The organism is Halopseudomonas salina (genome assembly GCF_014637955.1).
GTDB classification, from domain to species: domain Bacteria; phylum Pseudomonadota; class Gammaproteobacteria; order Pseudomonadales; family Pseudomonadaceae; genus Halopseudomonas; species Halopseudomonas salina.
This window is the reverse complement of sequence record NZ_BMFF01000003.1, coordinates 251,639-277,268: the sequence shown is the minus strand read 5'-3', so window position 1 is coordinate 277,268 and position 25,630 is coordinate 251,639. Positions and strand designations below refer to the sequence as shown.

Annotated in this window: 25 protein-coding genes and 1 pseudogene; 16 read left to right on the top strand and 10 right to left on the bottom strand. The window is 57.4% G+C overall.

The window, feature by feature from the left end; all coding sequences use genetic code 11:
• The first annotated feature begins 107 nt into the window (after nt 1-107).
• From fghA to IEV54_RS08615, 10 genes are all read left to right on the top strand, one after another.
• Nucleotides 108-956: an S-formylglutathione hydrolase gene (gene fghA / locus IEV54_RS08660; protein WP_150278485.1), complete on the top strand. Its 849-nt coding sequence runs from the start codon at nt 108-110 to the stop codon at nt 954-956.
• Nucleotides 957-1,016: 60 nt separating this feature from the next.
• Nucleotides 1,017-1,490 carry a 2-C-methyl-D-erythritol 2,4-cyclodiphosphate synthase gene (gene ispF, locus IEV54_RS08655; RefSeq protein WP_150278486.1) on the top strand — a complete coding sequence of 158 codons (474 nt, stop codon included), beginning with the start codon at nt 1,017-1,019 and terminating at the stop codon, nt 1,488-1,490.
• A gap of 11 nt (nt 1,491-1,501) precedes the next feature.
• Nucleotides 1,502-2,563 carry a tRNA pseudouridine(13) synthase TruD gene (gene truD / locus IEV54_RS08650; RefSeq protein ID WP_150278530.1) on the top strand — a complete coding sequence of 354 codons (1,062 nt, stop codon included), beginning with the start codon at nt 1,502-1,504 and terminating at the stop codon, nt 2,561-2,563.
• A complete protein-coding gene (gene surE / locus IEV54_RS08645) occupies nt 2,563-3,312 on the top strand; it encodes a 5'/3'-nucleotidase SurE (RefSeq protein ID WP_150278487.1) in 750 nt (249 codons plus the stop codon). The genes truD and surE overlap by 1 nt, the downstream gene beginning before the upstream one ends.
• The gene (locus IEV54_RS08640; RefSeq protein WP_150278488.1) at nt 3,313-3,987 is read left to right on the top strand and encodes a protein-L-isoaspartate(D-aspartate) O-methyltransferase; all 675 of its coding nucleotides are present in this window, start codon (nt 3,313-3,315) and stop codon (nt 3,985-3,987) included.
• Between the two features lie 23 nt (nt 3,988-4,010).
• Nucleotides 4,011-4,922: a polyprenyl-phosphate transporter gene (locus IEV54_RS08635; protein ID WP_505666455.1), complete on the top strand. Its 912-nt coding sequence runs from the start codon at nt 4,011-4,013 to the stop codon at nt 4,920-4,922.
• Nucleotides 4,923-4,971: 49 nt separating this feature from the next.
• Nucleotides 4,972-5,787 carry a peptidoglycan DD-metalloendopeptidase family protein gene (locus IEV54_RS08630; RefSeq protein ID WP_223825498.1) on the top strand — a complete coding sequence of 272 codons (816 nt, stop codon included), beginning with the start codon at nt 4,972-4,974 and terminating at the stop codon, nt 5,785-5,787.
• 153 nt (nt 5,788-5,940) lie between these two features.
• Nucleotides 5,941-7,008 carry an RNA polymerase sigma factor RpoS gene (gene rpoS / locus IEV54_RS08625; RefSeq protein WP_373286433.1) on the top strand — a complete coding sequence of 356 codons (1,068 nt, stop codon included), beginning with the start codon at nt 5,941-5,943 and terminating at the stop codon, nt 7,006-7,008.
• A gap of 174 nt (nt 7,009-7,182) precedes the next feature.
• Nucleotides 7,183-7,764, top strand: a complete 582-nt coding sequence (locus IEV54_RS08620) for a LemA family protein (RefSeq protein ID WP_150278491.1) — start codon at nt 7,183-7,185, stop codon at nt 7,762-7,764.
• Entirely contained in the window at nt 7,761-8,687 is a 927-nt protein-coding gene (locus tag IEV54_RS08615) for a GIDE domain-containing protein (RefSeq protein WP_223825499.1), read from the top strand. Before IEV54_RS08620 ends, IEV54_RS08615 begins: the two co-directional genes overlap by 4 nt.
• Nucleotides 8,688-8,696: 9 nt before the next feature.
• Here IEV54_RS08615 and IEV54_RS08610 read toward each other — a convergent pair whose 3' ends face one another.
• The 3 genes from IEV54_RS08610 to IEV54_RS08600 all read right to left on the bottom strand — a co-directional run bounded on the left by IEV54_RS08610 (nt 8,697) and on the right by IEV54_RS08600 (nt 12,375).
• Complete coding sequence (locus IEV54_RS08610; RefSeq protein ID WP_150278492.1) at nt 8,697-10,763, bottom strand: putative bifunctional diguanylate cyclase/phosphodiesterase; 2,067 nt, start codon at nt 10,761-10,763, stop codon at nt 8,697-8,699.
• A gap of 209 nt (nt 10,764-10,972) precedes the next feature.
• Complete coding sequence (gene sodB, locus IEV54_RS08605; RefSeq protein WP_150278493.1) at nt 10,973-11,554, bottom strand: superoxide dismutase [Fe]; 582 nt, start codon at nt 11,552-11,554, stop codon at nt 10,973-10,975.
• Between the two features lie 218 nt (nt 11,555-11,772).
• Nucleotides 11,773-12,375, bottom strand: coding sequence for a LysE/ArgO family amino acid transporter (locus IEV54_RS08600; protein ID WP_188434389.1), 603 nt, complete (start codon nt 12,373-12,375; stop codon nt 11,773-11,775).
• An 89-nt stretch (nt 12,376-12,464) separates the two neighbouring features.
• On the opposite strand from IEV54_RS08600, the gene IEV54_RS08595 reads away from it, so the two are divergent.
• On the top strand, nt 12,465-13,367 hold the full coding sequence (locus IEV54_RS08595) for a LysR family transcriptional regulator ArgP (protein WP_150278495.1): 903 nt from the start codon (nt 12,465-12,467) through the stop codon (nt 13,365-13,367).
• Here the strand turns inward: IEV54_RS08595 and IEV54_RS08590 are convergent.
• Both IEV54_RS08590 and IEV54_RS08585 read right to left on the bottom strand, forming a co-directional pair.
• A complete protein-coding gene (locus IEV54_RS08590; protein ID WP_223825500.1) occupies nt 13,338-14,396 on the bottom strand; it encodes a saccharopine dehydrogenase family protein in 1,059 nt (352 codons plus the stop codon). The two genes, IEV54_RS08595 and IEV54_RS08590, sit on opposite strands and share 30 nt — an antisense overlap.
• A 215-nt stretch (nt 14,397-14,611) precedes the next feature.
• Nucleotides 14,612-14,968, bottom strand: a complete 357-nt coding sequence (locus tag IEV54_RS08585; protein ID WP_150278496.1) for a hypothetical protein — start codon at nt 14,966-14,968, stop codon at nt 14,612-14,614.
• 230 nt (nt 14,969-15,198) lie between these two features.
• Between IEV54_RS08585 and IEV54_RS08580 the strand changes: the two genes are divergently transcribed.
• Both IEV54_RS08580 and IEV54_RS17350 read left to right on the top strand, forming a co-directional pair.
• Nucleotides 15,199-16,095, top strand: coding sequence for a coiled-coil domain-containing protein (locus IEV54_RS08580; protein ID WP_150278497.1), 897 nt, complete (start codon nt 15,199-15,201; stop codon nt 16,093-16,095).
• Nucleotides 16,095-16,586: pseudogene (locus IEV54_RS17350) on the top strand (acyl carrier protein phosphodiesterase); the annotation flags it as partial. The gene IEV54_RS08580 and the pseudogene IEV54_RS17350, both read left to right, overlap by 1 nt.
• A gap of 14 nt (nt 16,587-16,600) precedes the next feature.
• Here the strand turns inward: IEV54_RS17350 and IEV54_RS17470 are convergent.
• Nucleotides 16,601-17,461, bottom strand: coding sequence for a lysophospholipid acyltransferase family protein (locus IEV54_RS17470; RefSeq protein WP_150278499.1), 861 nt, complete (start codon nt 17,459-17,461; stop codon nt 16,601-16,603).
• Nucleotides 17,458-18,231 (bottom strand): GNAT family N-acetyltransferase, encoded by a 774-nt coding sequence (locus IEV54_RS08570; protein WP_150278500.1) that lies wholly within the window; start codon nt 18,229-18,231, stop codon nt 17,458-17,460. Before IEV54_RS08570 ends, IEV54_RS17470 begins: the two co-directional genes overlap by 4 nt.
• Nucleotides 18,232-18,415: 184 nt before the next feature.
• On the opposite strand from IEV54_RS08570, the gene IEV54_RS08565 reads away from it, so the two are divergent.
• Both IEV54_RS08565 and IEV54_RS08560 read left to right on the top strand, forming a co-directional pair.
• A complete protein-coding gene (locus IEV54_RS08565; protein WP_150278501.1) occupies nt 18,416-19,198 on the top strand; it encodes an oxygen-binding di-iron domain-containing protein in 783 nt (260 codons plus the stop codon).
• A gap of 13 nt (nt 19,199-19,211) precedes the next feature.
• A complete protein-coding gene (locus IEV54_RS08560; RefSeq protein WP_150278502.1) occupies nt 19,212-20,372 on the top strand; it encodes a phospholipase D-like domain-containing protein in 1,161 nt (386 codons plus the stop codon).
• 62 nt (nt 20,373-20,434) lie between these two features.
• Here IEV54_RS08560 and IEV54_RS08555 read toward each other — a convergent pair whose 3' ends face one another.
• Genes IEV54_RS08555 through IEV54_RS08545 form a run of 3 tightly spaced genes read right to left on the bottom strand, consistent with a single transcriptional unit; the run spans nt 20,435 to nt 23,274 of the window.
• A complete protein-coding gene (locus tag IEV54_RS08555) occupies nt 20,435-21,199 on the bottom strand; it encodes an enoyl-CoA hydratase (RefSeq protein ID WP_150278503.1) in 765 nt (254 codons plus the stop codon).
• Nucleotides 21,200-21,233: 34 nt separating this feature from the next.
• The gene (locus tag IEV54_RS08550; protein WP_188434387.1) at nt 21,234-22,166 is read right to left on the bottom strand and encodes a 2Fe-2S iron-sulfur cluster-binding protein; all 933 of its coding nucleotides are present in this window, start codon (nt 22,164-22,166) and stop codon (nt 21,234-21,236) included.
• Nucleotides 22,159-23,274: a GGDEF domain-containing protein gene (locus tag IEV54_RS08545; protein WP_150278505.1), complete on the bottom strand. Its 1,116-nt coding sequence runs from the start codon at nt 23,272-23,274 to the stop codon at nt 22,159-22,161. The genes IEV54_RS08550 and IEV54_RS08545 overlap by 8 nt, the downstream gene beginning before the upstream one ends.
• 301 nt (nt 23,275-23,575) lie before the next feature.
• Between IEV54_RS08545 and IEV54_RS08540 the strand changes: the two genes are divergently transcribed.
• Complete coding sequence (locus tag IEV54_RS08540; protein WP_150278506.1) at nt 23,576-25,096, top strand: fumarate hydratase; 1,521 nt, start codon at nt 23,576-23,578, stop codon at nt 25,094-25,096.
• Nucleotides 25,097-25,630 lie beyond the last annotated feature (534 nt).

Below are 25,630 nucleotides of genomic sequence, written 5' to 3'. Positions count from 1 at the left end.
AGCCACAAGCGGCAAGCTACAAGCTACAAGCTACAAGTGCCGGACAGAGGTTGAGGGTTTAAACTTGCGGCTTGAAGCTTGCGGCTTGACGCTCAAGGGGATCTACCATGTCTACTATCGAACTTATCTCCGCCAACAAGAGTTTTGGCGGTTGGCACAAGCGTTATCGTCACCGCTCTACCGCTACTTCCTGCGATATGACGTTTGCGATTTATCTGCCGCCCCAGGCGGATCAGGGTGAGCCTGTGCCCGTGGTCTACTGGTTGTCGGGACTGACTTGTACCGATGAGAACTTCATGCAAAAGGCCGGCGCCCAGCGGGTGGCCGCAGAACTGGGAGTGGTTATTGTGGCTCCTGACACCAGCCCCCGCGGTGAGGGTGTGCCGGATGATCCGGATGGCGCCTACGATTTCGGCATGGGTGCCGGGTTCTACATCAACGCTACCGAGGAGCCTTGGGCGCGCAATTACCGCATGTACGACTATGTGGTGGATGAGTTACCCAAGCTGATTGAGGCCAACTTTCCGGTATCGGAACAGCGCAGCATCTTCGGTCACTCGATGGGCGGGCATGGAGCACTGATTTGTGCTCTGAAAAACCCGGGTCATTATCAATCGGTATCTGCCCTTGCGCCGATCACCAATCCCAGTCAGGTGCCCTGGGGCCAGAAAGCGCTCGGGCGGTACCTGGGCAGCGATGTTGAGCAATGGAAAAAGTGGGACACCTGCGAGCTGATTGCAGGCGCGACAGAGCGTTTGCCGCTGCTGGTTGATCAGGGTGAGGGTGATGAGTTCATCCAGCAGTTGAACCCCGAGGCGTTGGAGGCGGCGGCTGCAGCGGTGGGACATCCTCTGACACTACGTAGGCAGCCAGGCTATGACCACAGCTATTACTTTATCGCGACCTTTATCGAGGACCATTTGCGCTATCACGCCAAGGCACTGGGTCGCGCCTGAGCTTCAAGCTTTGCGCCTCACACTGTAAGATCTCCCCCTGATTAATCGGGGGAGATCTTCATGCGTATCGGGCACGGCTATGACGTTCATCGTTTCGGCGAAGGCGATTCCATCATCCTTGGCGGCGTGCGGATTGCGCATAACAAGGGGCTGATAGCACACTCTGATGGCGATGTCCTGATGCACGCGCTGACCGATGCCTTGCTTGGCGCTGCCGGGCTGGGCGATATTGGCAAGCACTTCCCGGACACTGATGAGCGTTTTCAGGGGGCTGACAGCCGCGTATTGCTGCGCCATGCGTTGACTCTGGTGCGGGGTAAGGGCTGGCAGGTTGGGAATATGGATGCGACCATTGTTGCTCAGGCTCCGAAAATGGCGCCACACATTGCGGCCATGTGCGAGTTTATTGCCGCCGACCTGCAGATTGGCCGTGATCAGGTCAACGTCAAGGCTACTACCACCGAGAAGCTTGGCTTTACCGGGCGCGAGGAAGGCATCGCGGTTCACGCAGTTGCCTTGCTGCTGCCCCTGTGAACGACCCGTTGATAGTCCCCGGTAACCAATTGCTGGGTCCCCGCGCATGGGGTGAACCTTGTGGTCGAGCGGTACTGAAGGCCTCGCCCGAGGATTTTCGGGTCGCTGAGGTGATGGACATCAAGCTCAGTGGTGCAGGTGAACACCTGTGGTTGCTGATCGAGAAGCGCAATCTGAATACCGAGGAGGTAGCCAGACAACTCGCCCGCGTAGCCGGGGTCAAACTGCGTGATGTCAGCTATGCAGGAATGAAAGATCGGCTGGCAGTCACCAGCCAATGGTTCAGCCTGCAACTGCCCGGCCGGGAAGATCCTGATTTCACAGGCCTCTGGGGCGACAACCTGCGCTGCCTCGAGTCCCTGCGGCACAGCCGCAAATTGCAGCGCGGCGCGCACAGTGCCAACCGATTCGTCATACGCCTGAATCGACTTGATGCAGACCTGCCTGCCCTGGAAGAGCGCCTGCAACAGATCGCAAGTCAGGGTGTGCCCAATTATTTCGGGCCCCAGCGCTTCGGGCGCGGTGGCAGCAATGTGTTTGACGCGCGCAATTGGGCCGCGCGGGAGGCGTTGCCACCAGCCAGGGGAACACGCTCACGCTTGCTATCTACCGCGCGTAGCCTGTTGTTCAATAGACTGCTGGCCAGTCGGGTGGCCGATGGCTCCTGGAACAGGGTGTTGCCCGGCGATTGTCTGGCCTTCACCAACAGCCGCAGTCAATTCTCGGCTGAGCGGCTGGAGTCCAATGATCCCCGACTGGCCGCCCTGGACCTCCACCCGACAGGCCCGCTGTGGGGGCAGGGTGAGCTCCCGGTCAGCGACCAGGTACGGGAGATGGAGCAAGTCATCACCGGGGCCGAGCCCGTCCTGACTGCGTGGCTGGAAAAAGCCGGGCTGGAACAGGCACGCAGAATCTTGCGCCTCCCCATTGAAGCCCTGGCATGGCATTATCCCTCAGCGGATAGCCTGGAACTTGAATTCACCTTGCCGACCGGTTGTTTTGCGACAGCGGTGTTACGTGAGCTGGTCATACTCGATGACGAGCCGGGCGGCGGACTGGAAAGCGAAATCTGATGCGAATTTTGATCACCAATGATGATGGCGTTCTGGCGCCTGGCGTAAAGGCCCTGCATGGTGCGTTGACTGACTACGCCGACTGCGTGGTTGTGGCCCCACACGAGGACCGCAGTGGCGCGAGCAGTTCCTTGAGTCTGGATCGTCCGTTGCGTCCATTCACACTGGAAAACGGTTTTGTCGGACTCAATGGTACGCCCACCGACTGTGTTCATCTGGGGCTCAATGCGTTCTATGAAGACAGCATCGACATGGTAGTGGCGGGTATCAACCACGGTGCCAACCTGGGGGACGATGTGCTGTATTCCGGTACGGTAGCTGCAGCCCTGGAAGGTCGTTTTCTGTCGCGCACGGCCATGGCGTTTTCCCTCGTCGGCAGGCAGGGAGACAACATGAGTACCGCAGCGAGTATTGCCCGGCGCATGGTGGAAACCCACGATCAACTGGATCTGCCGCCCCGCACCATCCTCAATGTGAATATTCCAAACCTGCCCCTGGATCAGATCAAGGGTATCCGGCTGACCCGTCTTGGGCATCGTCAGAGAGCAGCCAAGCCCGTCCGTTGGGTGGATCCACGTGGCAAGGAAGGTTACTGGATTTCGGTAGCCGGTGATGCCGAGGACGGTGGTGAAGGCACCGACTTCCATGCCGTCATGCAGGGTTACGTCTCGGTGACGCCATTGCGGGTCGACAAGACCCACTTCGAGGTCTTCGATCATCTCGGACAATGGCTTGAGGGGCTTGAGTGAATGGCTGCGCGTGAAGACATGAATCGCCACGGTATCGGGATGACCTCACAGCGAACTCGGGAGCGTTTGCTCGAGCGTCTGTTCGAGGAAGGCATCCGTAATCTGCATGTGCTGGAGACCATGCGCCGAACGCCGAGGCATCTGTTCGTGGATGAGGCACTGTCCCATCGGGCCTATGAAGATACGGCTTTACCCATAGGTCACAATCAGACGTTGTCACAGCCTTACATAGTGGCGCGCATGACCGAGTTGTTGCTGGGTGGCGGGCCGCTGGACAAGGTGCTGGAGGTGGGTACCGGCTCGGGGTATCAGACCGCGGTGCTGGCGCAGGTGGTCGAGCGGGTTTTCACCGTCGAGCGGATCTACCCGCTGCAGGAGCGGGCCAAGGAAACACTCAAGGCCATTGATGTGCGTAACGTGGTTTTCAGACATTCCGATGGCAATTGGGGTTGGCCTCAATATGGGCCCTACGACGCCATCCTGGTTACTGCGGCGCCCGCGGAAGTGCCTGTAGAACTATTGAACCAACTGGCCGACGGTGGTCGTATGGTGATCCCGGTAGGTCAGCACGAACAATTTCTTACCTTGGTGATACGTGAAGGCGACGCATTTATCCGCCAACAGGTTGAGCCGGTGAATTTTGTCCCCTTATTGGCAGGAGCCATACGATCTTGAGCAAGCCGGACAGCTTCAGTTCCCTGTGTATCATATTTTTCAAAGGACTTGCCATGGGAGCTGCCGACGTGGTCCCCGGTGTTTCCGGTGGCACCATTGCTTTCATAAGCGGGATATACGAACGTCTGCTGGCTGCCATTGCGGCCTGTACGCCGGCCAAGGTTGTCTGGCTGTGTCAGGGGCGCTGGCGGGAGACCTGGACTGCTATCGACGGGACTTTCCTGGTTGTTCTGCTAGCGGGCATATTGACCAGTATCGCCAGCCTCGCCCGCGTAATCAGTTATCTGCTGGTGGCCTGGCCACAGCTGATATGGGCATTCTTTTTTGGTTTGATCCTGGTGTCCATATGGCTGGTGGGAAAGCAGATCGGTCGTTGGAACGCGAGTACTGTGGCCGCATTGATTGGTGGGGCGGTGTTTGCTTACCTGATTACGGTGGCAGTTCCGCTGCAATGGGAAGCGACCCCCCTGATGCTGTTCCTGGCCGGGTCCATCGCCATCTGTGCAATGATTCTGCCGGGCATCTCCGGTAGTTTCATTCTCCTGCTTTTGGGCCTTTACGGCGCAGTACTTGGCGCTGTGAAAGAGTTTGACGTGACCCTGTTGGGTATCTTCATGCTTGGCTGCGTGGCGGGGCTGCTGTGTTTTTCGAGACTGCTCGGGTGGCTGTTGAGTCACCTTCGACATATTACGCTGGCGTTTCTGACCGGGCTGCTCATCGGTTCGTTGAACATGGTGTGGCCCTGGAAGCAGACGCTCACCTGGCGGGAAAACAGCAAGGGTGAGTCCGTCGCGCTGCAGCAGGAGAACCTGTGGCCCATGCAATATGAATCCATCCTGGGGGAGCCTTCGTACTGGCAGGCCGGGTTGGCATTGATGCTGTTGGCCGTGGTATTAGTATTGGCGCTAGAGTGGTTGGGACGGCAAACAGATTGATGACCGCAACCTGATGCAATCCGCTGTTCAAACAGGCCAGGGGCCGTATGTGTCTGACGTGAGAACTGCCGTGTATGGAGCCAAGCAACTGGGTGTGCTGCTGCTCGCGCTCATGCTCACCGCCTGTGCCGGGCCATCGGGCATTGTGCCCATAGATGATCGTGGTCGCGGTGGTGGCAAACAGATGCAAACGGTCACCTCGGGTACGCATCGTGTTCAGCGAGGCGAGACCCTTTACCAGATTGCCTTCCGTTATGGCTGGGACTGGAAAGAGCTGGCCCGAGCCAACAATATGCGTGAACCCTATACCATTTATCCGGGTCAGGAAATCAGCTTGCGCCCGCAAGGCGGTAGCCGTGCGGTGGCTCCCCCGTTATCCACATCACGCCCTTCCACTCCACGGATCTCCACCCCTTCCGCACCAGATCCGACCCCTGTAGTGGTGCGTCCAGCGCCTTCAAAGCCCGTTGCCACCCCAAATCTCCCGGCGAGGGTCTCAGGCTGGAACTGGCCCGCCCAGGGGACATTGATATCGCGTTTTCAGTCAAACGGCAGTTTGAATAAAGGCATTGATATTGCGGGTAAACAGGGCCAGCCTATAAAAGCCGCAGCTGACGGTGCGGTGGTCTACGCGGGACGTGGATTGCTGGGGTATGGCGAGATGATTATCGTCAAGCACGACGAAACCTATCTTAGTGCCTACGCCCACAACAGCCTGTTGATGGTCAAGGAAGGCGACAGGGTCCGCTCAGGTCAGACCATTGCAGAGATGGGCAGCACCGGAACCGACCGCGTGAAGTTACATTTCGAAATACGTCGCAAGGGGCAGCCTGTCGATCCATTGGTTTATCTTCCCAAGTTGTAACCTTAATCAAGTAGTTGTAGGTGTAAACAGGGATGTAGTCTTACCGATAAGAACCATAGGCGGAATAAGTTGTCCGAATAATATGAAAGGCGCACCGGGCGTTACGGATGCGTACACCGCACGTGATATCGAACCGAAATGGGGCATGCAGGCATGGCGTTGAATGACAAAATGGAATCCGGGCAGGTTCTCGACGAGGAAACTGCAACGCTGGAAGGAAAAGTGAGCGCCAGCACCCACGCGTCGTCGCAGGATTCAGAGCCGGCCAGCTCCGAGTCGACCGAAAACAGTCCAGCTGACTGCAGCCCCACTGAATGCAGCCCAACCAAGCGTGCCCCCGTTACTCCCCGTACCCACAAGCGTGAGAACGCCTTCGAATTTACCAAGCAGCTGGATGCTACCCAGCTGTACCTGAATGAAATCGGTTTTTCACCGCTGCTGACCCCAGAAGAGGAAGTGCATTTTGCCCGTCTGGCACAGAAGGGTGATCCTGCGGGTCGCAAGCGGATGATCGAGAGCAACCTGCGCCTGGTAGTGAAAATTGCCCGACGTTACGTCAATCGCGGGCTGACGCTTCTGGACCTGATTGAAGAGGGTAACCTCGGCCTGATCAGGGCAGTAGAAAAATTCGACCCCGAACGGGGTTTTCGTTTCTCGACCTACGCCACATGGTGGATCAGACAGACAATCGAGCGGGCGATTATGAATCAGACCCGTACGATCCGGTTGCCCATTCATGTTGTCAAGGAATTGAATATCTATCTGCGTGCGGCTCGTGAACTGACTCAGAAACTTGATCACGAGCCGTCCCCGGAAGAAATTTCCCAGTTGCTCGACAAGCCCGTCGAGGATGTGAAGCGCATGCTGGGGCTCAACGAGCGCGTTGCCTCTATCGACATGTCCTTTGGCCCTGACTCGGACAAGACGCTGCTCGATACCCTGACTGACGAGCAGGCAACTGATCCCTGTGAGCTGTTGCAGGATGACGATCTCAATACGAGCATTGATCACTGGTTGTCCGAACTGAGTGAAAAGCAGCGTGAAGTGGTTACCCGCCGCTTCGGGCTACGAGGTCATGAAAGCAGCACGCTGGAGGAAGTGGGTCGGGAGATCGGTCTGACCCGCGAGCGGGTAAGGCAGATCCAGGTCGAGGCGCTCAAACGTTTGCGGGAGATACTCGAGCACCACGGTTTGAGCGGTGAGTCCATCTTCAGTAGTTGAGAACGTCACGATCGACGCTGAGTGCTAAGCCGGGCCATCTTATGGCCCGGCTTTTTCGTTTCTGCCAGTCTACCGGATAGACTGATTTCAGTATTTACAACCAGCCGAGTTGGGTTATAACGGTCGCAGGCATGCCGTGTCGGTAGCTGCCGGCAATAACAAGGAGACTTAATCATGGATCTGACCAGTCCACTTACTCTGGCGTTTATCGCAGTATTGATTGTGGCCTTTCTCTATGCGGCCCTGCTATATAACCAGCTTGTCAGTATCAAACATGCTGTCAGCAAGGCCTGGGCAAATATCGACGTGTTGATGCGTCAGCGCCACGACGAGCTCCCCAAGCTGGTAGAAGCCTGCAGACGTTATATGCAGCACGAACAACAGACCCTTGAAAACGTGGTGCTGGCCCGCAACGCGGTGGCAGAGGCGCGCGAACAATCGGACGTCAAGGGCCTGGGGCGTGCAGAAACCGCACTTCGAACCGGCCTGGGGCAGCTTTTCGCCCTGGCTGAGAATTACCCGGATCTCAAGGCGAACGAGTCGTTCATGCATTTGCAGTCGCGAATAACCGGTCTGGAAAGCGGTATCGCCGATCGTCGGGAGCTCTATAACGAGGCAGTGAACATCAATAATGTGCGGATCGAACAATTTCCGGATGTGCTGGTGGCGCGGATGTTCAGCTTCCAGCCTGCCGAACTCCTGCAGTTCTCTGAAGCCGAAACCGCCGATGTTGATATGCGCGCACTGTTTTCATGATCGATATACATGGCTTCATGGTGCTGTCAGTGGGCTATTACGCACTGATTCTGGCGATCATGACCGGGGTTACCCTTGCACTGCTTTATCGCACCTTTACCCGATTGCGCCGAGCACGCTGGATCGAGGATACCCCGACTTCGCGGATCAGGTCCGCGGCGCAGGGGCTGGTCGAGCTGAAAGGTCAATTGGATCCCGGTGGGCATACACCCCTGATATCACCACTGGGTGAGGTGGATTGCCTCTGGTACCGGTTTCGTGTGGAGGAGTACCGGCGCAGTGGCAAAAGCAGCCAATGGCGGACGGTCGAAGAAGGCTGTTCCGAGCGACCCTTCGTTCTGCGTGATGACACGGGTATCTGCTGGATTGCGCCCCAGGATGCGGAAGTCCACCCGAGTCGCGTGCGCCGGTGGGAAGGACACCGACGCTGGCCTGCGGGGCACGCATTGCGCACCGGTATTCTGGCCGGGCTGATCGGCAAGCGTTATCGCTATACCGAAGAATGGTTGGAAGAAGGGCAGATTCTTTACGCTCTGGGCTGGTTTGAGAGCCACGGCGGAGGGCGTCAGGTTACTGATCGTCAGGCTGTGGCGCGCCAGGTTATCGGACAGTGGAAGGCCGATTATCCAGACTTGCTTGCGCGCTTTGATCGCAATCGAGATGGCGAGCTGGATATGGCCGAATGGGAGAGGGTCCGAAAGGCTGCAGATCAGGAAGCCTCGAGACGGATAGGCGCCAAGTCTCTTGCACCCGTGGTGCATCAACTGGGCAAAGCACCTCACAGTGGTCTGCCGTTTCTCCTTTCTGACCATCATGAGGTAAAGCTGAGCAGGAAACTGCGCAGGCAGTCGGCATGGAGTCTGGCAGGGCTGGCGATAGCCGGCGGGACGGCAGGTTGGCTGTGGCTGGCGCTGATCGCCTGATACACAGCCTCAGATGATGCTTGAGGTGCGCTTGCGGGCTTCACTCACGGAATAGGTCTCCTGCCATTTGCGAAAGGCCGAAGCGGTCAATGGCTTGCTGTAGTAATAGCCCTGGCCCTCGTTGCACCCGAGGGCAACGATGTAGGCCTCCTGAGCAGCCGACTCCACCCCCTCGGCAATGACCTGCATATTCAGGCTGCGCCCCAGCTGGGCAATTGCTCTCACGATAGTGGCATCGTCCTCGTCTTCCAGCACATCAAGGACGAAACTCTTATCGATCTTGATCTTGTCCAGAGGCAGACCGCGCAAGTAGCTGAGTGAGGAATAGCCGGTTCCAAAATCGTCGATCGCAATCAGCACGCCCGCTTTCTTGAGGCTGTTGAGGTGACCTGCGGCTGCTGATATGTCTTCCATGAGGCCGGTTTCGGTGACTTCCAGCTCAAGGCAGTGAGGAGGCAGTTGGTAGCGCTGCATGACATTGCTGACAAGCTTGGAGAGGCCACCCTGATGAAGCTGGACGGTAGACAGGTTGACCGCCATCCGCAGGTTTTTCAGGCCACTGTCATGCCACTCACGCAGTTGCCGGCAGGACTGGTCCAGGACCCACTCACCGATGTCGATGATGCAGCCGTTCTGTTCCGCCAGGGGAATGAACAGATCGGGTGGAACCAGGCCCCGCTCGGGATGCTGCCAGCGCAGTAACGCTTCAACACCGACCACCTCGTGGGTGCTGTAGCTTACCTGGGGCTGGTAAACCAGATAGAACTCATTGCGCTGCAGTGCGCCGCGCAGGTCCTTGTCAAGTTCGCGGCGTACCCGCATCTCGCTGTCCAGGCTGGCGATGTAGAACTGGTAGCGATTACGCGAACGAGCCTTGGCCAGCATCATCGTCTGCTCGGCCTTTTGCAGCAGCTTTTCTGCGTCGTCGCCGTCGTCAGGAAAAAGGGTGATGCCGATGGTCGCGCGCAGGCTGATGCTCTGCTCTCCCAGCAGCATAGGGCGTGCAAGATCATCCAGAATGGTCTGTGCCAGTTCGGCAGCCTCATAGGGCTCATTGATCCCGGTCTGGATCAGAGCAAACTGATCACCACCCAGGCGTGCCAGGCTACCAAGCCGCCCACTGTTGGCGCGCAACCTGTCAGCTACGGCAACCAGCAGGCTGTCACCTGATTGATAGCTGAACTGTTCGTTCACTTCCTTGAAGTCGTCCAGCCCGCAGCACAGGATGGCTACCCCTCGCTGTCGACGGGCAGCGTCGGCCAGAATGCGTGTCAGCTGCTCCTGCAACATGGTTCGGTTGGGCAGGCCGGTAAGGGTATCGTGCTGGGACATGTGCAGCAGATTGGCCTCGGCCTCCCTGCGCTGGTGGGTGTTGCGTTCAATGGATTCGAGCAGTTCATTGGCTTTGTAAATCCAGATGCCCAGCTCGTTCTTTTCTTGTCCCGGCAACATCGGGATATGCATCTTGCCTGGATGGTCGGGATTGATATCGGCCAGATAGCCGATAATTTTTGACAATGGCCGGGTCAGAAGTATGTGATAGATCAGAAACAGGACCAGGGCCATTGCCAGTGCTCTCAGCATGCCCGAAATCATGATTATCATGGAGCGGTTGAGAAATTCCCGGCCATAGGGAACCGTATCGAGGGTCAGGCGCAGGTCGCCGTAGTATTCGTTGTAAGGTTCGCGGCCATGCAGTTCGATACTGTAATGCTGGTCGGTACCAAACAACCAGTCGGTCAGCGGTCGGTAGGCGTAGTCAACCAGTGGCCGTTCGCGGCTGGCAAGGGGTGTTTCATCAGGGTGACCTATCGAAGCGAAGCGCACCGCGTCATGTTCGAAAAGGCCTTCCACGACCTGTAGAGCCATCTCCCGGTCAAGACTATAAACCGCCTGCGTGGCCGGGTCGCGTGACATGGCGAGAATCTGTTTGGCGGTCGAATCGATCTGGCTGCGCTCTTTTACAAGCTCATAGAAGATCTGCCCCATACTTAATACCAGCCCGACCAGCAGCGCCCACATCAATACCAGGCGCAAGAGTTTTATCGAGAGGCTGTGTCTACGCTCCAGTTTCAACGTTGTTATTCCAGACTTATTGGTCGACGGGAGAATCAATTGGTCAGCGGAATTCCTGCCTACCATCTTAATACCGTGCTTGAAGCTGCTTTTCAAGCGACGAGTATCCACATTGTAACCAATTGCGTCAAAGCCCGGGCGTCATTTTTCAGACCACAAACAAAACACCCCGCACGGGGCGGGGTGTAGGGCTACAGCAGGTTGGTGCTTCAGGCAGCGAGATTTTTCGCTACGAAGTCCCAATTGACCAGATTCCAGAACGCTTCCAGGTACTTCGGGCGAGCGTTGCGATAGTCGATGTAGTAAGCGTGTTCCCATACGTCGCAGGTCAGCAAGGGGTGTTCGCCGGCAGTAATAGGATTGCCTGCACCGATGGTGCTGGCTAGACCAAGTGAGCCGTCTGGCTTCTTCACCAGCCAGGCCCAACCGGAACCGAAGGTACCGATAGCGGTATTGGTGAACTCTTCCTTGAATTTGTCGAAGGAGCCGAATGCCTTGTTAATGGCGTCAGCGAGCTCGCCAGTTGGCTCGCCACCACCGTTGGGGCTCAGGCAGTTCCAGTAGAAAGTGTGATTCCATACCTGAGCAGCATTGTTGAAGACACCGCCGGAGGAAGTCTTGACGATGTCTACCAGATCCTTGTCTGCATATTCAGTGCCCTTGATCAGGTCGTTGAGTTTGCCGACGTAGGTGTTGTGATGCTTACCGTAATGGTATTCGAGGGTCTCTGCCGAGATGTGGGGTTCCAGAGCAGATTTCTCATAGGGCAGTGCTGGTAATTCAAAAGCCATGTGTTGTCTCCATTTCAGGTATCAGGGAACGTAAAAAAGAACCCCTGGATTACGAATTCAGTGTGTTACCGGCAGGCTGTAAATAAATGCCTGCCCGATGACGCCTCTTTTCTGCGGACGTTGCCCGTCTGTCAATGCACGGTTGCCTTGATGATAGCACCTGAAACCGGTGCTATCCACGCACCTTCCGTGTGGGTATGGCGTTGGTGCCGCTCTGTTCAAGGCCTGGCCAGCCCCCAGGCAACAATCAGCATCATAATGGCGACGCCGCCATCAATCACACGCCAGGTGGCAGGTCTGGAAAGCCACGGCGCAAGCCGGGCGCCCGCCACAGCCAGGCTGGTGAACCAGAGTATAGAGGCACTTACCGCTCCTGCTGCAAAATACAGGGGAAAGCGCTGTTGCGCGCCAATGGCGCCAATCAGCACTACCGTATCCAGGTACACGTGAGGGTTTAGCAGGGTTACTGCCAGGGTGCTCAACAACACTGATCGGCGGGACCTCATCGGTTGCTGATCTGCACGCAGAACCTGAGGCGAAAACGCTCGCCGCAACGCCAGAAGAGCATAGCTGACGAGAAAAGCCACTCCACCCCAGCGGGCGAGTTGCATGGCCAGGGTCGAATGCTCCAGTAATGCTGCCAGCCCGAAAACACCGGCAAGAATCAGCACCGCATCGCTGACCATGCACACCAGTGCGGCGCTGTAATGATGTTCGCGTTTCAGGCTTTGGCCAAGCACAAAGGCGTTCTGGGCACCAATTGCGATAATAAGTCCGGCTGCGACGAATAGACCGTTCAGATAGCCTTCAATGACTGACATTACTGCTCTCCCTTTTAGTAAAAACGGATCTTGCAGTCTTAAATGTGATAAGAAAAACAAATAATACTTATCATGCATAAGGAGAAGTAATGTTTGATTATAAGCTGCTCGAGGCGCTTGCAGCGGTGGTGGAGCAGGGTGGGTTCGAGAGAGCAGCACAGGTGCTGGGTTTATCTCAGTCGGCAATCTCCCAGCGGATCAAATTGCTCGAGTCCAGGGTGGGGGCCCCGGTGCTGCTGCGTCTAAGTCCTCCTCTGGCTACACCAGCAGGACAGCGCTTGCTCAACCACGCCCAGCAGGTGAGGTTGCTCGAGCGGGATCTTGGACAGGACCTGCCTATGGTGGGGGACGAGCAGGGGCCAACACGGCTACGTATCGCCCTGAACGCCGATAGTCTGGCGACCTGGTGGGCGCCCGCTGTGGCGGATTTCTGTGTCCGCGAGCAGATGCTGGTGGATCTGGTGACGGATGACCAGGAGGTTGTACTGCGCCGGATGCGCGCGGGTGATGTCGCCGGGTGCGTGTGCGCCACGGCAGAGCCAGTGGCCGGTGCCCGGTCCGTGCCGCTGGGCAGCATGCGCTATCTCGCGGTCGCCAGTGCTGCGGTCCTGGGCAGAGAGCATCAAGGGTTGCGTGATCCCGCCGCAGTGTTACGCATTCTGCCGGCGGTGGTATTTGGCCCGGATGATCAACTGCAGCATCGATTCTTGAGCGAGATTGGTCACAAGGGCGACTTTCAACACCACCTGTGCCCGTCCTCGGAGGGTTTTGTGCGCATGCTGTGTGCCGGCATGGGCTGGGGCATGGTGCCAGCCTTGCAGATACAACCACAGCTGCGCAGCGGCGAGTTGTGTGAAGTGCTGCCTGGCCGGCATGTGGATGTGCCGTTGTTCTGGCATTACTGGCGTCATGGCGGGAGGCTGCTGGAGGCTCTGACCCGCTGCCTGATAATCCAGGCCCCGTTACTGTTGGCTGACGGTCATATTGCCTGACCCGGGCAGGCGTTCTACGCAGCGCGCGCCCATTAGCCTCGACGGCGTGAAATAGCCCGGGGCATTTTCCGTTTCCAGAACATGTTTGATTGCCATCAGCACGCCGTGGACCGTCACGTCATAGCCGTTGGCGGTTTCAATTCGGGCGGTAACTTTCTTGCCGGCACGGTTTTGCGCCTCACCCCATACATAGGTTCGGGCCTTTTCCCGCTGGTGTACATCTGGACCCTTTACGCGTTTGCCCGCCATGCGTTTTAACAGTGCCTGTACAGGCGGCAGACCCAGTAAAGGGCGCAGTTTATCGAGCTTGCGCAGTCGCGCGGCGGCACTTGGGGCCATCGGTATGAATACTTCTATGTTGTCGATGCCGGTGGTGTACCAGGCCGTGGCAATATCGCCCCATGGAATAGTTACAGCAAACTTGCTGCCGTTGCCGAAATCGATTTCCCGGCTCTGCCACGCCAGAGGTACGCTGCGGATCTTGTCCTTCTCACGGATCTTGCCACCCATCTTGAGACCTTCAACCGAGGTTTTCGCCGTGCCTGGGGAAAATCCGCTGCGAGTATCGAACCCCAGTGCGAGGCGATCAGCGTCGGGCAGTTCGGCTTTCAGCGTAGCGGCCACGCAATCGGTTGGAATCACATCGAAGCCCACCCCGGGGCATATAACGATATCTGCCGCTACTGCATCGGCATGTCGTGCCTGTGCCTCGACGAATACATCGATCTCGCCAGTGATATCAAGATAATGGCAATGGTTGGCAAGGCAGGCATCAATCATGGGTTGGCTGGTGGCGGAAAAGGGGCCGGCGCAATGGGCGACTGCGCTCATGCTCTCAAGTCCTGCAACGGCTGCCGCAGCATTGCGTAGATCAAAAATGCGGTACTCCAGGCCAAGCTCAGTCGCGAGCTTACTCACCGCAGCGCGATTGCGTCCGGCCAGAACAGGGCTGAGGCCTTGCTTCTTGGCTTCACGCGCAACCAGCGTGCCGGTGTAACCGTTAGCGCCATAAATCATCCATTGCTGCATTGTCGATTCCTGTTTCAATTGCCATGCCACAAGCTGGGCTTCTTGCTCCAAAGGGTAACGGCTGGGGTCTGCCGGCGCCAGTGGTGAGCATGATGTGATACAGCATATCGACAACAGAAGAGGACGGAGATTGCCCCTCGGGCATTCAGGTAGCGGGAATCAGTGGATTTGTGGTTGGCTTGTTTTTGCGGCGCTATAGCACGGAGGCTACACCATCACTGGCGTACAACCTGACCCCGGTAGATGCGCACGGTCGATGGACCTTGTGGCCGACTGGCTGGCGCAGCTTCGGCTGTATTTATTCCCTGCATCAGCCGTTGCCTGGAGGCAATAGCACCCTGGCCAAAAGCGGCTGGCTGCTCAGGCTCGGGTTCAATCCGGATCATGTTCAGGAGACGCTGACCGAGTTCGCGAATGTCGCTCTGTTGGCTTGATGTGCTGAGCTGAATCATGGCGTCGGCCGCCCCTTCTTCGCTCATTCGAATAGTCACGCCCAGTTCCTGTTTTAGGCGGCGACGCAGGATAGTCATGCATTCCAGTGTAGAACGATTGAATTGTGCTTCAGTAAACATGCTGCTTCCCCCTGCGGACGATCCAGGTAAATACCGGGATTCTAGCCAAGCAGGCACTAAACAAGCAGAATACGTACCAATACGACGGGTGGCCGGAAACCCCGGCTCTGTAGCCTATCAGATGCTTTGAACAGTAATTTTCAGTTGCTTCAATGCATCCCTCTGGGGCGCGCTGCACCGCTCTGGCGCAGGGCTTTGGCGCTGTCGGTCCATTTCAAGCGAGGTGCTAGATGAAACAACGCAATCCAGATGAAGGTCTTACCAGCTTCCGGGCAACCGATGATGCTGATCCGCTGGATGCGCGCGCGGTAGAGAATATCCGTACGCCGGTCCGGATGGAGTCACGCGATTCAGGAACGGGTGCGCTATGGGCACTCTGCGGCGCCTTGACCCTGTCTCTGGTGGGCTTTGGTTACTGGAGTCATCAGCAGCAGACCAAATTGCAGCAGCAGCTGGTCGCCACGCAGAACAGTTTTGCTCGCATAAGCGAAGAGGCCGCCGGGCGTATTCAGGATGTGACCGGCAAGCTGAGCGCTACCGAATCTTCCCGCACGGTGGCCGAGCAGTCCCGCGAGGAGCGGCTCACGGGGATGCAGCGGCAATTGACCGAACTTGCCGAACGAATAGTGGCCCAGGACCGCTTGATCCAGGCTGCCAATGCAACGGACGACGAACTTGCCGGAAGGCTGGAAACGCAACGTGAGAACCAGCAAACGCTGACAACCCAGACAGGCGAGTTGGCCGAACTGGTTGCTGCCCAGGCAGACAGGATTACCACGGCCGAAGCTCAGGCGGCCGGCAACGCCACGCAGCTGGAAGGGATTGCCAATCAGATAGCCGGTTTGAACGACAGCCTGGCACAACTCCAAGAACTGGAAGGTGAACTGGCATCGCAGTCACGCACGACTGCAGCGCTGGCGCAGCGCTTGGAAGCTCTGGCGGAGGAGGGCGCGGGGGCGAATATCGAACAGGAGCTACTGGTGCTGCGCACTGAAATGGAAGAGAGGCAGAACTATAACCAGGAGGCCTTGCAGTCGATAGATGCCTTCCGCAGGCAGATCAACCGCACCATCGTGACGCTCAAGGAGCAGATAGCCAACCTCCAGCAACAGCTCGCCCGTTCCTGATGAATTATCTGGCCCATCTGTTTCTGGGTCCGCGGGACCCTGAACAAGCTCTGGGCAGCCTGCTCGGCGACTTTGTGCGTGGGCCGGTAGGCACGCTCGATCTGCCCTTAGGGGTGCGTCAGGGAATCTGGTTGCATCGGCGTATCGACAGCTTTACCGATGCCCATGCGGTAGTAGCCATGAGCAAAACCAGGGTCTCTACCGAACGCCGACGTTACGCCGGCATCATGATCGATATGTTCTATGACCATCTGCTGGCTCGACACTGGGACCGGTTCACTGATCAATCGATCAGGGATTTTACCCGGGAAATGTATGGCCTGCTGCTCTCCCAGCGCGAAGTCATTCCCGCCAACGCATGGCCGGTCATTTCACGCATGGCCGAGCAGGACTGGTTGAGTAGCTATGCACGTATCGGTTCACTGCACCGGGCGCTGGACAATATCTCCCTGCGCCTGCGCAGGACCAATCCGTTGCCGGGATCTGCCGGTGAGCTGGAGCGTGACTATGCTGCGTTTGAAGCAGACTTTCTCGCGTTCATGCCGCAGGTTATCGCCTTCGCGGGCTCGCAGGATCTGACTCTCGGCGCTGCGACAACCTCGCCCGTTTCGACCAGCCCGAGTGCTTGAACCACCGCGCCCTGAGCTGCGCGAGCCAGTTGGTTGCGATTGTGCGTCTGGCACTGCACCAGTGGCAGAAAATGCAGCTCAACATCGATCGGTGCACTGCCCAGCAGGCGCAGCAGATGCCTGGAAAATTCATCATCATCGATAAACGGAGCCAGCAGGTCTCGCTGGCCGTCGCGCCGGTAGGCAATGGCCACTGGCTGCAGCGGAGTTTGTGATTCGATGGCGCAACTCATCAGACGGCCGTGGAAAGCTCTTACCCGGTCACCTACGGTTGTCGTGCCCTCGGCAAAGATTACCAGGCTTTCCCCCTGCTCCAGGGCATCACGCAACTGCGTATGTAGGGTCTGCCCACCGGCCTGGCCGCGTTGGATAAACTGAGTTCCGGCGGCGCTGGCCAGCCAACCGACAACCGGCCAGTGGCGAACTTCTGCCTTGGAGAGGAAATGCACCGGTGACTGGGCACCGATTGCCACGATATCAAGCCAGGACACGTGGTTGCTGACCAGCAGTGCTGTCTCTTTAGCCGGCGTGCCATGACGGTGGATTCGCAGGGGTAATATGCCAATCAGGCCGCGCATCCAGAGACAGGTCAGGCTGTTGCGGTAGCGCTGGGTCGTATTCCTGGCAACCCTGTCTCCGATTGCGACGCAAGCGGTTAAAAGCAGTCCGATCAATAACCAGCCAACCACCAGCGGAATACGCCAGAGCCGGCGCAAAATCGGCATCGGATCGCTCATCGGTTGATTTCCACCTGTTCACCGGCCTTGAAGTGACGGGCGTAGCGCGGGCACAACTGTTCGCGGCGCAGCAGAATAAATACATCTGCCACGTTGAACTCCGGATCCCAGCAGGGCTCGCCACAAATTTTCGCGCCCAGGCGCATATAGGCCTTGAGCAGTGGCGGCATCTGCGCCGTCACGTTCTCTGGCAAGTCCATCTCGGGCAACGGTAGACGTGGAATTGCATTCAGCCATTCACGGCTAAGGTACCGGCCCCTGAGCCGCTGCATCACAGCCTGCGCCTGTATGCCACCGTCAGCCATGCTCACGCTGGCGCAGCCCATCAGGTATTCGTAGCGGCGTTCATTCATCAATTGCGCCAGACCAGACCACAATACTGAAATGGTCGCACCGTTACGGTAGCGAGCATGCACGCAGGTACGGCCAATTTCCAGAACACCACCGCGAAGCTGCGGAAGGCCGACCAGCTGGAACTCGCCTTCGCTGTAAAAGCCGCCAGCCCGCTGCGCGCCCTTGCTGTCAAGCAGCCGGGTAGTGGCAACCACTTCACCACTAATCAGGTCGCGAACAACCAGGTGCTCGCAGTGCAGATCAAAAGCATCCTTGTCCAGGCGGCTTCCGGCATCGGCCAGGTTGGCCCCGCATTCTTCGCTGAAAACCTGGTAACGCAGGGCCTGGGCGGCTTCAAGCGTTTCTGGGTCCTGCACCAGCTCAACAATAAGGTGTTGGGCAGGGGATAGTTCGGTGGCGTACGCGGTATTGGACATCAGGCACCTCCGTCGGGTCGGCCTCTGGTTGTTTCCTGATTGAGGCTATGGCAATGGCGTGTCAGAGATGTGAATGGACTGTTGCGATTGGATGACAGGGGTTCGCCCGGTTGATACAGGTCAGTACCCCGTCGGCCCTGCTCATTTATAAAGGCGGCACTTTCTCAGTTGCGAGGTGCAAGACATGAACAGTTCAGCCAGGGTGCTGTTTGATAATGGGCCGCACAAGGTACTGTGCTTTGATCAGCTGGTGACCGGAGATGGCGTCCAGTCCAACCAGTTTCTGATCATCGATCACGATGAGCACGCGTTGCTGGATCCTGGTGGAGATCTGACGTACATGCCCCTTTCCATGGCTGTGAGCCGGCATATTCCCCTGCGTGATCTGACCTACGTGTTTGCCTCCCACCAGGATCCCGACATCATCGCGTCCCTGGATAAATGGTTTCTGCATACCCGGTGTCGGGTAGTCTGTTCCAAGCTCTGGGCGCGCTTTCTACCCCATCTGTCGGCGGGCTTCCTGACGCGTAACGAGGGCACCAGCACCACCGAACGGATGATTGCCGTGCCTGACAGAGGCCAGAATATTCCCCTGGGGCAAACGGTCATCAAGGCATTGCCTGCGCATTTTCTGCACTCTGTGGGCAATCTGCAGTTCTTCGATCCGATTAGCGGCATTCTCTTTTCCGGTGATATGGGCGCCTCGATGGTGGATGACGCCGAACCGGTACAGGATTTCAGTGTCCATCTAGCCACCATGGAGGGTTTTCATCGGCGTTATATGGCTGGCAATAAAGCCTGCAGGTTGTGGGCGAACATGATTCGTACGCTCAAGCCCACGATGATAGTGCCGCAACACGGCCGGCCATTTGTAGGCCCTGTTATGATTGCCGCGTTTCTGGACTGGATCAGCCAGTTGCAATGTGGGCTCGATCTGCTGGACCAGGACGACTACCGAATTCCCTGACAAGAGGCGGGATATGACAGTACCCATTTACCCCTGGCGACAAGACAACCGGTTCGAGCTAGCGGTAGATGGGGAGGTTTTTTTCCCGAAAATACTTGAAGCCGTAGCCCAAGCTGAGGCCACCATCGATATAGAGCTTTATCTGGTGGAGTCGGGTGAGGCAACAGCTATAGCCATAAAAGCCTTGTTGGCGGCTGTCCGTCGCGGCGTCAGGGTGCGTTGTCTGTTCGACGATCTGGGCAGCAGTGAGTTTACCGAAGCCGAACGAGCAGAATTACGGGATGGCGGGGTAGACCTGCGAATCTACAACCCTCTGCGGTGGAAGCGCGGACTGGCCAACCTGCATCGCGACCATCGCAAGATTCTGGTGTTTGATAATCAGATGGCGATGATTGGTGGGTTCGGGCTGTCGGATGAATTCTGCCTGGCCAGTGAAAGCGGTCGTACGCGCTGGCATGATCAGATGCTGGCAATAACCGGACCGGTAGTGGCCGACTGGCAGATGTTATTCGAGCGTGCCTGGCAGCAAGCCGATGGCCCGCGGTTATCCGCATCGAGGATGGTTGATCGGGGGGATAAGCGGCCGCCACCACCGTCCGGGGTGCAAGGCTGGGCACGCGTTGCCCATCTAGATTCACGCCTTAACAACGAGGTGCTGCAAGCCCTGCTGGTGAGCGTGCGCCAGTCAGAAAAACGGGTATGGCTGGCTACCCCTTATTTTCTGCCAGCCTGGAGAGTCCGCAGAGCGCTGCAGAAGGCGGCCCGCCGCGGCGTCGATGTACGCCTGCTCCTATGCGGCCAGATAATGGATCATCCACCGGTGCGTTATGCCGGGCAACGCTATTACAGCCGTCTTCTCAAGGCTGGAATTCGGATTTTCGAATATCAACCACGCTTCCTGCATCTCAAGTCCGCGCTGGTTGATGATTGGGTGTCACTGGGTTCCTGCAATTTCGATCATTGGTCGCTGCACTGGAATCTTGAGGCCAATCTGCATGCCCACGATCGGCATCTGACTGCAAAGGTGCAGGACACTTTCGAGAAAGACTTTTCCGAGAGTCACGAATGGACCCTGGACGCATGGAAGGATCTGCCCTTCAGCCACCGGTTGAAGATTCGGATCTGGGGTCAGATCAACCGCTGGGTAACCATGTGGTTCAACATCAAGCGCTAAGGGCCCTCAGGCAGATATGTATCCTGCACGAGTGCCCATGGCCGAGCTGTGAAAATACGAACTCAGGCGAAAGCGGGTTTGCGCTTCTGAATGAATGCACTCAGCGCTTCTCGTGCTTCCGGTCCCTTCAGCAGGTCGGCAAAATAGTCGCCTTCACGATCCATCACTTCCTCTGCCACCTTCGTAACACCCTGTTTTAACAGTTTTTTGCTCAACTGAATGGAGCCAGGTGGCAGTTGCGCGATACGCAAGGCTGCGGCGCGGGCTGCTTCGTGTACGGGCGTGCCGGCGGGGAGGGCGTGGTTGGCAAGGCCTATCTCTGCGGCGCGTTGACCACTGATGGTCTCGCCGAGCAGCAGAAGCTCGGCTGCGCGCAGGTGCCCCAGCAAGCGAGGCAAGAGGAAACTGGAGCCTGCCTCGGGGCACAGACCAAGATTGACGAAGGGCATTTTCAGTTTCGCATTGTCGGCGACGTAAACCAGGTCGCAATGCAGCAGCATGGTTGTGCCCACGCCGACTGCTGGTCCGTTTACCGCTGCAATCAAGGGTTTGGATGCATGGCAGATGGCCTTGAGAAACTCGTATACCGGGCTGTTGGGTCCGGCAGGAGGCACGTCAATGAAGTCGGCTACATCGTTGCCGCTGGTAAAGCAGCTTTCGTCACCCTGAATAATGACCGCGCGCAGACTATCGTCGGACTGTGCGGCATTTATCGCTTCAGCCATCGCGCTATACATGTCGCGAGTCAGAGCGTTCTTCTTGTCGGGCCGGTGCATGCTCAAGGTCAGTACGGCTTCACTACGATCTACTAACAGATGTTCACTCATTGCAGACTCCTGGCGTTCAATACCGCCAGGACTGTCATGTCTGGCGGCTGAGAAAAGCTTCGTCGATAATCTGCCGGCCTGGCAGACCGGCCATGAAAAGGGGTTTGCGCACCTGTTCGACAAATGCGGGTGGTCCGCAGACTAGCGCCAGTGTGGATCGCGAGGCAAGTCGCAGTTGTGTCAAATCTGCCGCCAGTTCGGTCCCGGGCCGCAAGTGCAGGGTGAGATCGGGGTGGTTCTCTGCCAGGTCTCGCAACGCCCCCTCCAGATAGCAGCCGTGTTTGTCGTGCCAGTGATACAGCTGTATTGGCGCATGATGATTCAGTGCGAAGGCTTGCCGGGCTATTGCCTGCAAGGGTGCCAGCCCTGTGCCGGCAGCCAGCAGGAGGAGGGGTTTATCCTGCCAGTCCGGGTCGTAGTGAAAATGACCGCCGGGAGCGCCAAGGTATATTCTGTCTTCGGGCTTGAGGGACTGTATTTTGTCTGAGAAGGCGCCGAATCGATGCAGCTTCAGGTGGAAGGTCAATTCCGCTTCATCTGGCAGGCTGGCTATCGAGTAGGGTCGGCCCAGGGCCTCATCCAGCCAGATCACCATGTGTTGCCCGGGTTTGAATCGCAGCGGACGGTCCGGCTTTATCCGCACAATCAATGTGTTTTCGGTTGCCTGATGAGTCGATACCAGCTTTGCGCCAAGCCCGTCCCTCGCGGGATCGTGGAGCTTGATGTGCATGTTTTCGAGTACCGGGCACTGGCACGCAAGCACCCAGCCGGACTCGCGTTGTTCCGGATTCAGGCCCTTAACAGCGTTGATAGGCACGGCGCCGTCCAGGGTCTGCACCAGACACGTCTGACAATGTCCCGCGCGGCAAGACCAGGGCACCCTCTGCCCGGCGGCGAGTAGGGTGTCGAGCAGGTTGTCTCCGGCCATGGCCTGTATGGCGATATCCCCAATGCGTATCTCAGGCATAAGCCTCTTCATACACCTCGCAGCGGTTACGTCCGTTATCTTTGGCACAGTACAGCGCTTCGTCAGCCTGATTCAGACGTTTTTCCAGGTTGTCATCCGGTCTTACCAGATTCAGGCCGGCCGACAGAGTGCAATAAACTTCGGCCCCTGCCACGTTATAGCAGGTGCCAGCAAAACAGGTGCGAATGCGTTCTATGCATTGATGTAACGCAGCGAGGTCGGAATTGTCGAGCATGACGACAAACTCCTCGCCACCGAAGCGTGCCACCATGTCTTCTTCGCGTAGATTCTGACGAGCGACCTCGGCAAAGCCCTTGAGGACTTCATCGCCGGCGGCATGGCCGTGGATATCATTGATTTTCTTGAAATGATCCAGGTCGATCAGGGCAATCCCGACCTTTCGGCCCGGGGTCAACAGGGTGATGCGCCGTCGCGCTTCACTGAGAAAATAGCGCCGATTGGCCAGGCCGGTGAGCCCATCCGTATCAGCCAGGCTTTGCAATTGCCCCATCATGTCTCGGAGAGTTGTCTGATGGGTTTGCAACACGTTATGCCGGCGTTGCAAACGGCTGCGGAGCTCGCGTATGTAGCTACAGAAGAAGCTTAGCCAGCCGGTAAAACACGCCAGTACAAACCACTCCAGCAGGTGTACGGTCAGCGCCTGGGTACTGTCATCCTGAAAGGTATTGAAGAGGATCAGCGTGCCATACAAAATCAGGGCGAGACCGGCATGGGTCAGGAAGGCGCGACGTGATAGCTGAAAAACGCCAAAAAGCAGGATGATCGGATAGATCATGATCAGGCTGCCGCGAAACTCTCCGCTGAAAGCGAGCAGATAGGTAAGCAGCAACATGGCGATGACCATCTGCAAACTGGTCAGGCTGGGATCCTTGAAACGCAGGTTGAGCCCACTCTTCAGAATGCCGAAAAGGACGGCCTGCAGGCTGAAGCCGAGCAAAACGTGACTCGCGGCCATGGCCCCGCTAGCGTTGTATTGCCCTGCAAGCCAGGCGGCACCGATAACTACGTAGGTGATAGCGTAGCTGAGCTGTGCCAGGTAGAACCTTTGCAGCCGTAGCGCCTGAAATTTGGATTCATTGCTATCCATGTCGGAAAGGCTATCCCTTTATTTTTGTGGTTTACATGATGGCACTTTGATACTAATTGTTACTGTAAACCTGCTTTGGTCGTTTGAACAGGCTGATTATGCGCATTGGGGCCTTTGGGAGATTACGCCTTCGAACTTGCTCGGTTATACTGCGCGACCCGATTAGCCACAATAGCCAGGGTCGGTCCGCTTATCGGACCTTCCGGCGCTTATCCGTGAATCTGGCAGCGTCGTCTTCACCCATCATGCTCCCTATGATGCCGACGCACTGCCCTTCGCCCAGAAGAGGAGCCACTCCAGCATGGCCGCAATCAAGCAGAATGACCTGATCCAGAGCGTAGCGGATGCGCTACAGTACATCTCCTATTATCACCCGGTAGATTTCATTCAGGCTGTGCATGAGGCCTATCTTCGGGAGGAGTCTCCAGCCGCCCGTGATGCCATGGCTCAGATTCTGATCAACTCGCGCATGTGTGCTACTGGCCACCGCCCCATATGTCAGGACACCGGAATCGTCACGGTGTTCGTGAAAGTTGGCATGAATGTGCGCTGGGATGATGCCACCATGGGTCTGGACGATATGATCAACGAGGGTGTTCGCCGCGCTTACAATCTGCCGGAGAACGTGCTGCGTGCGTCGATCCTCGCCGATCCTGCCGGCAAGCGTACCAATACCAAAGACAACACGCCTGCGGTGATTCATTACCAGATGGTCCCGGGTGACACCGTCGAGTTTCATGTGGCGGCCAAGGGTGGTGGCTCCGAGAACAAGTCCAAGATGGTCATGCTCAATCCGTCCGATTCGATAGTTGACTGGGTTGTAAAAACGGTTCCAACCATGGGCGCGGGCTGGTGCCCGCCGGGCATGCTGGGGATTGGTATTGGCGGCACCGCCGAGAAAGCGGCGGTGCTGGCCAAGGAGTCGCTGATGGACTCCATCGATATTCACGAGCTGCGCAAGCGTGGTCCGCAGAACCGGGTTGAGGAGCTGCGCCTGGAGATCATGGACAAGGTCAATGCACTCGGGATTGGCGCCCAGGGTCTGGGTGGTCTGACTACCGTTCTGGACATCAAGATCAAGGATTACCCGACTCATGCGGCCAGTCTGCCGGTGTGCATGATTCCCAACTGCGCGGCGACTCGTCACGCACATTTTGTACTTGATGGCACGGGTCCGGCCGTGCTTGAGGCGCCTCCGATGGATGCCTACCCGGATATCACCTGGGAAGTCGGTACCGGTGTGCGTCGGGTGAATCTGGATACGCTGACGCCAGCGGATGTGCTTGAGTGGAAGACCGGTGAGACCGTTCTGCTCTCCGGCAAGATGCTGACCGGCCGTGATGCGGCCCACAAGCGTATGGTCGAGATGCTCAACAACGGTGAGAAGCTGCCGGTCGATCTGAAGGGCCGCTTTATTTACTACGTTGGGCCTGTTGATCCAGTTCGCGAGGAGGTGGTCGGGCCTGCTGGTCCTACGACTGCGACCCGTATGGACAAGTTCACCCGCCAGATTCTGGATGAGACCGGCTTGCTTGGCATGATCGGGAAGTCTGAGCGTGGTCCGATTGCGATCGAGGCTATCAAGGATTACAAGGCGGTTTATCTAATGGCGGTTGGCGGTGCGGCTTATCTGGTTGCTCAGGCGATCAAGAAGGCGGAGGTGCTGGCTTTCCCTGAGATGGGTATGGAAGCTATCTATGAGTTCGAGGTCAAGGATATGCCGGTAACCGTGGCGGTCGATACCAAGGGCGAGTCGGTACATATCACTGGGCCGGCGATTTGGCAGAAGAAGATTGCGGACAGCCTGGCGGTCGAGATCTGATACTACGCTTTGTTGATTGTTTGAAAGGCCCCGGTTCTGGATTGGAATCGGGGCTTTTTATTGTTTGCTTGTTTATTTAAGTCGGCGCGCCCGCTCCCACCCTGCCAGGCTGTGCGCTCAACCTGCAATTCTCACCCCGGTCATTCTCGCGAAGGCGGGAATCCATTTTGATCTTCGCGCAGCGAATGACAGCGATATGTGATCGCTGGCCGAGCCGGCTTTTCCAGAATCGATATGTCGACAGCCTCGGTGTCTGGGAGCTTCCAGCCTGTCAGGGTTCCGAAAGCCGCCGTGAATCCATCCATGGAGGCTTGTCAGAAACGTCCTTGTTTCAGACACTTTCTCCACCCTGCCAGGCTGTGCGCTCAATTGGCAATTCTCACCCCGGTCATTCTCGCGAAGGCGGGAATCCATTTTGATCTTCGCGCAGCGAACGACAGCGATCTGCAATCGTTGGCCGGGCCGGGCCGACTTTTCCAGAATTGATACGTCGACAGCCTCGGTGTCTGCGAGCGCCCAGCCTGTCAGGATTCT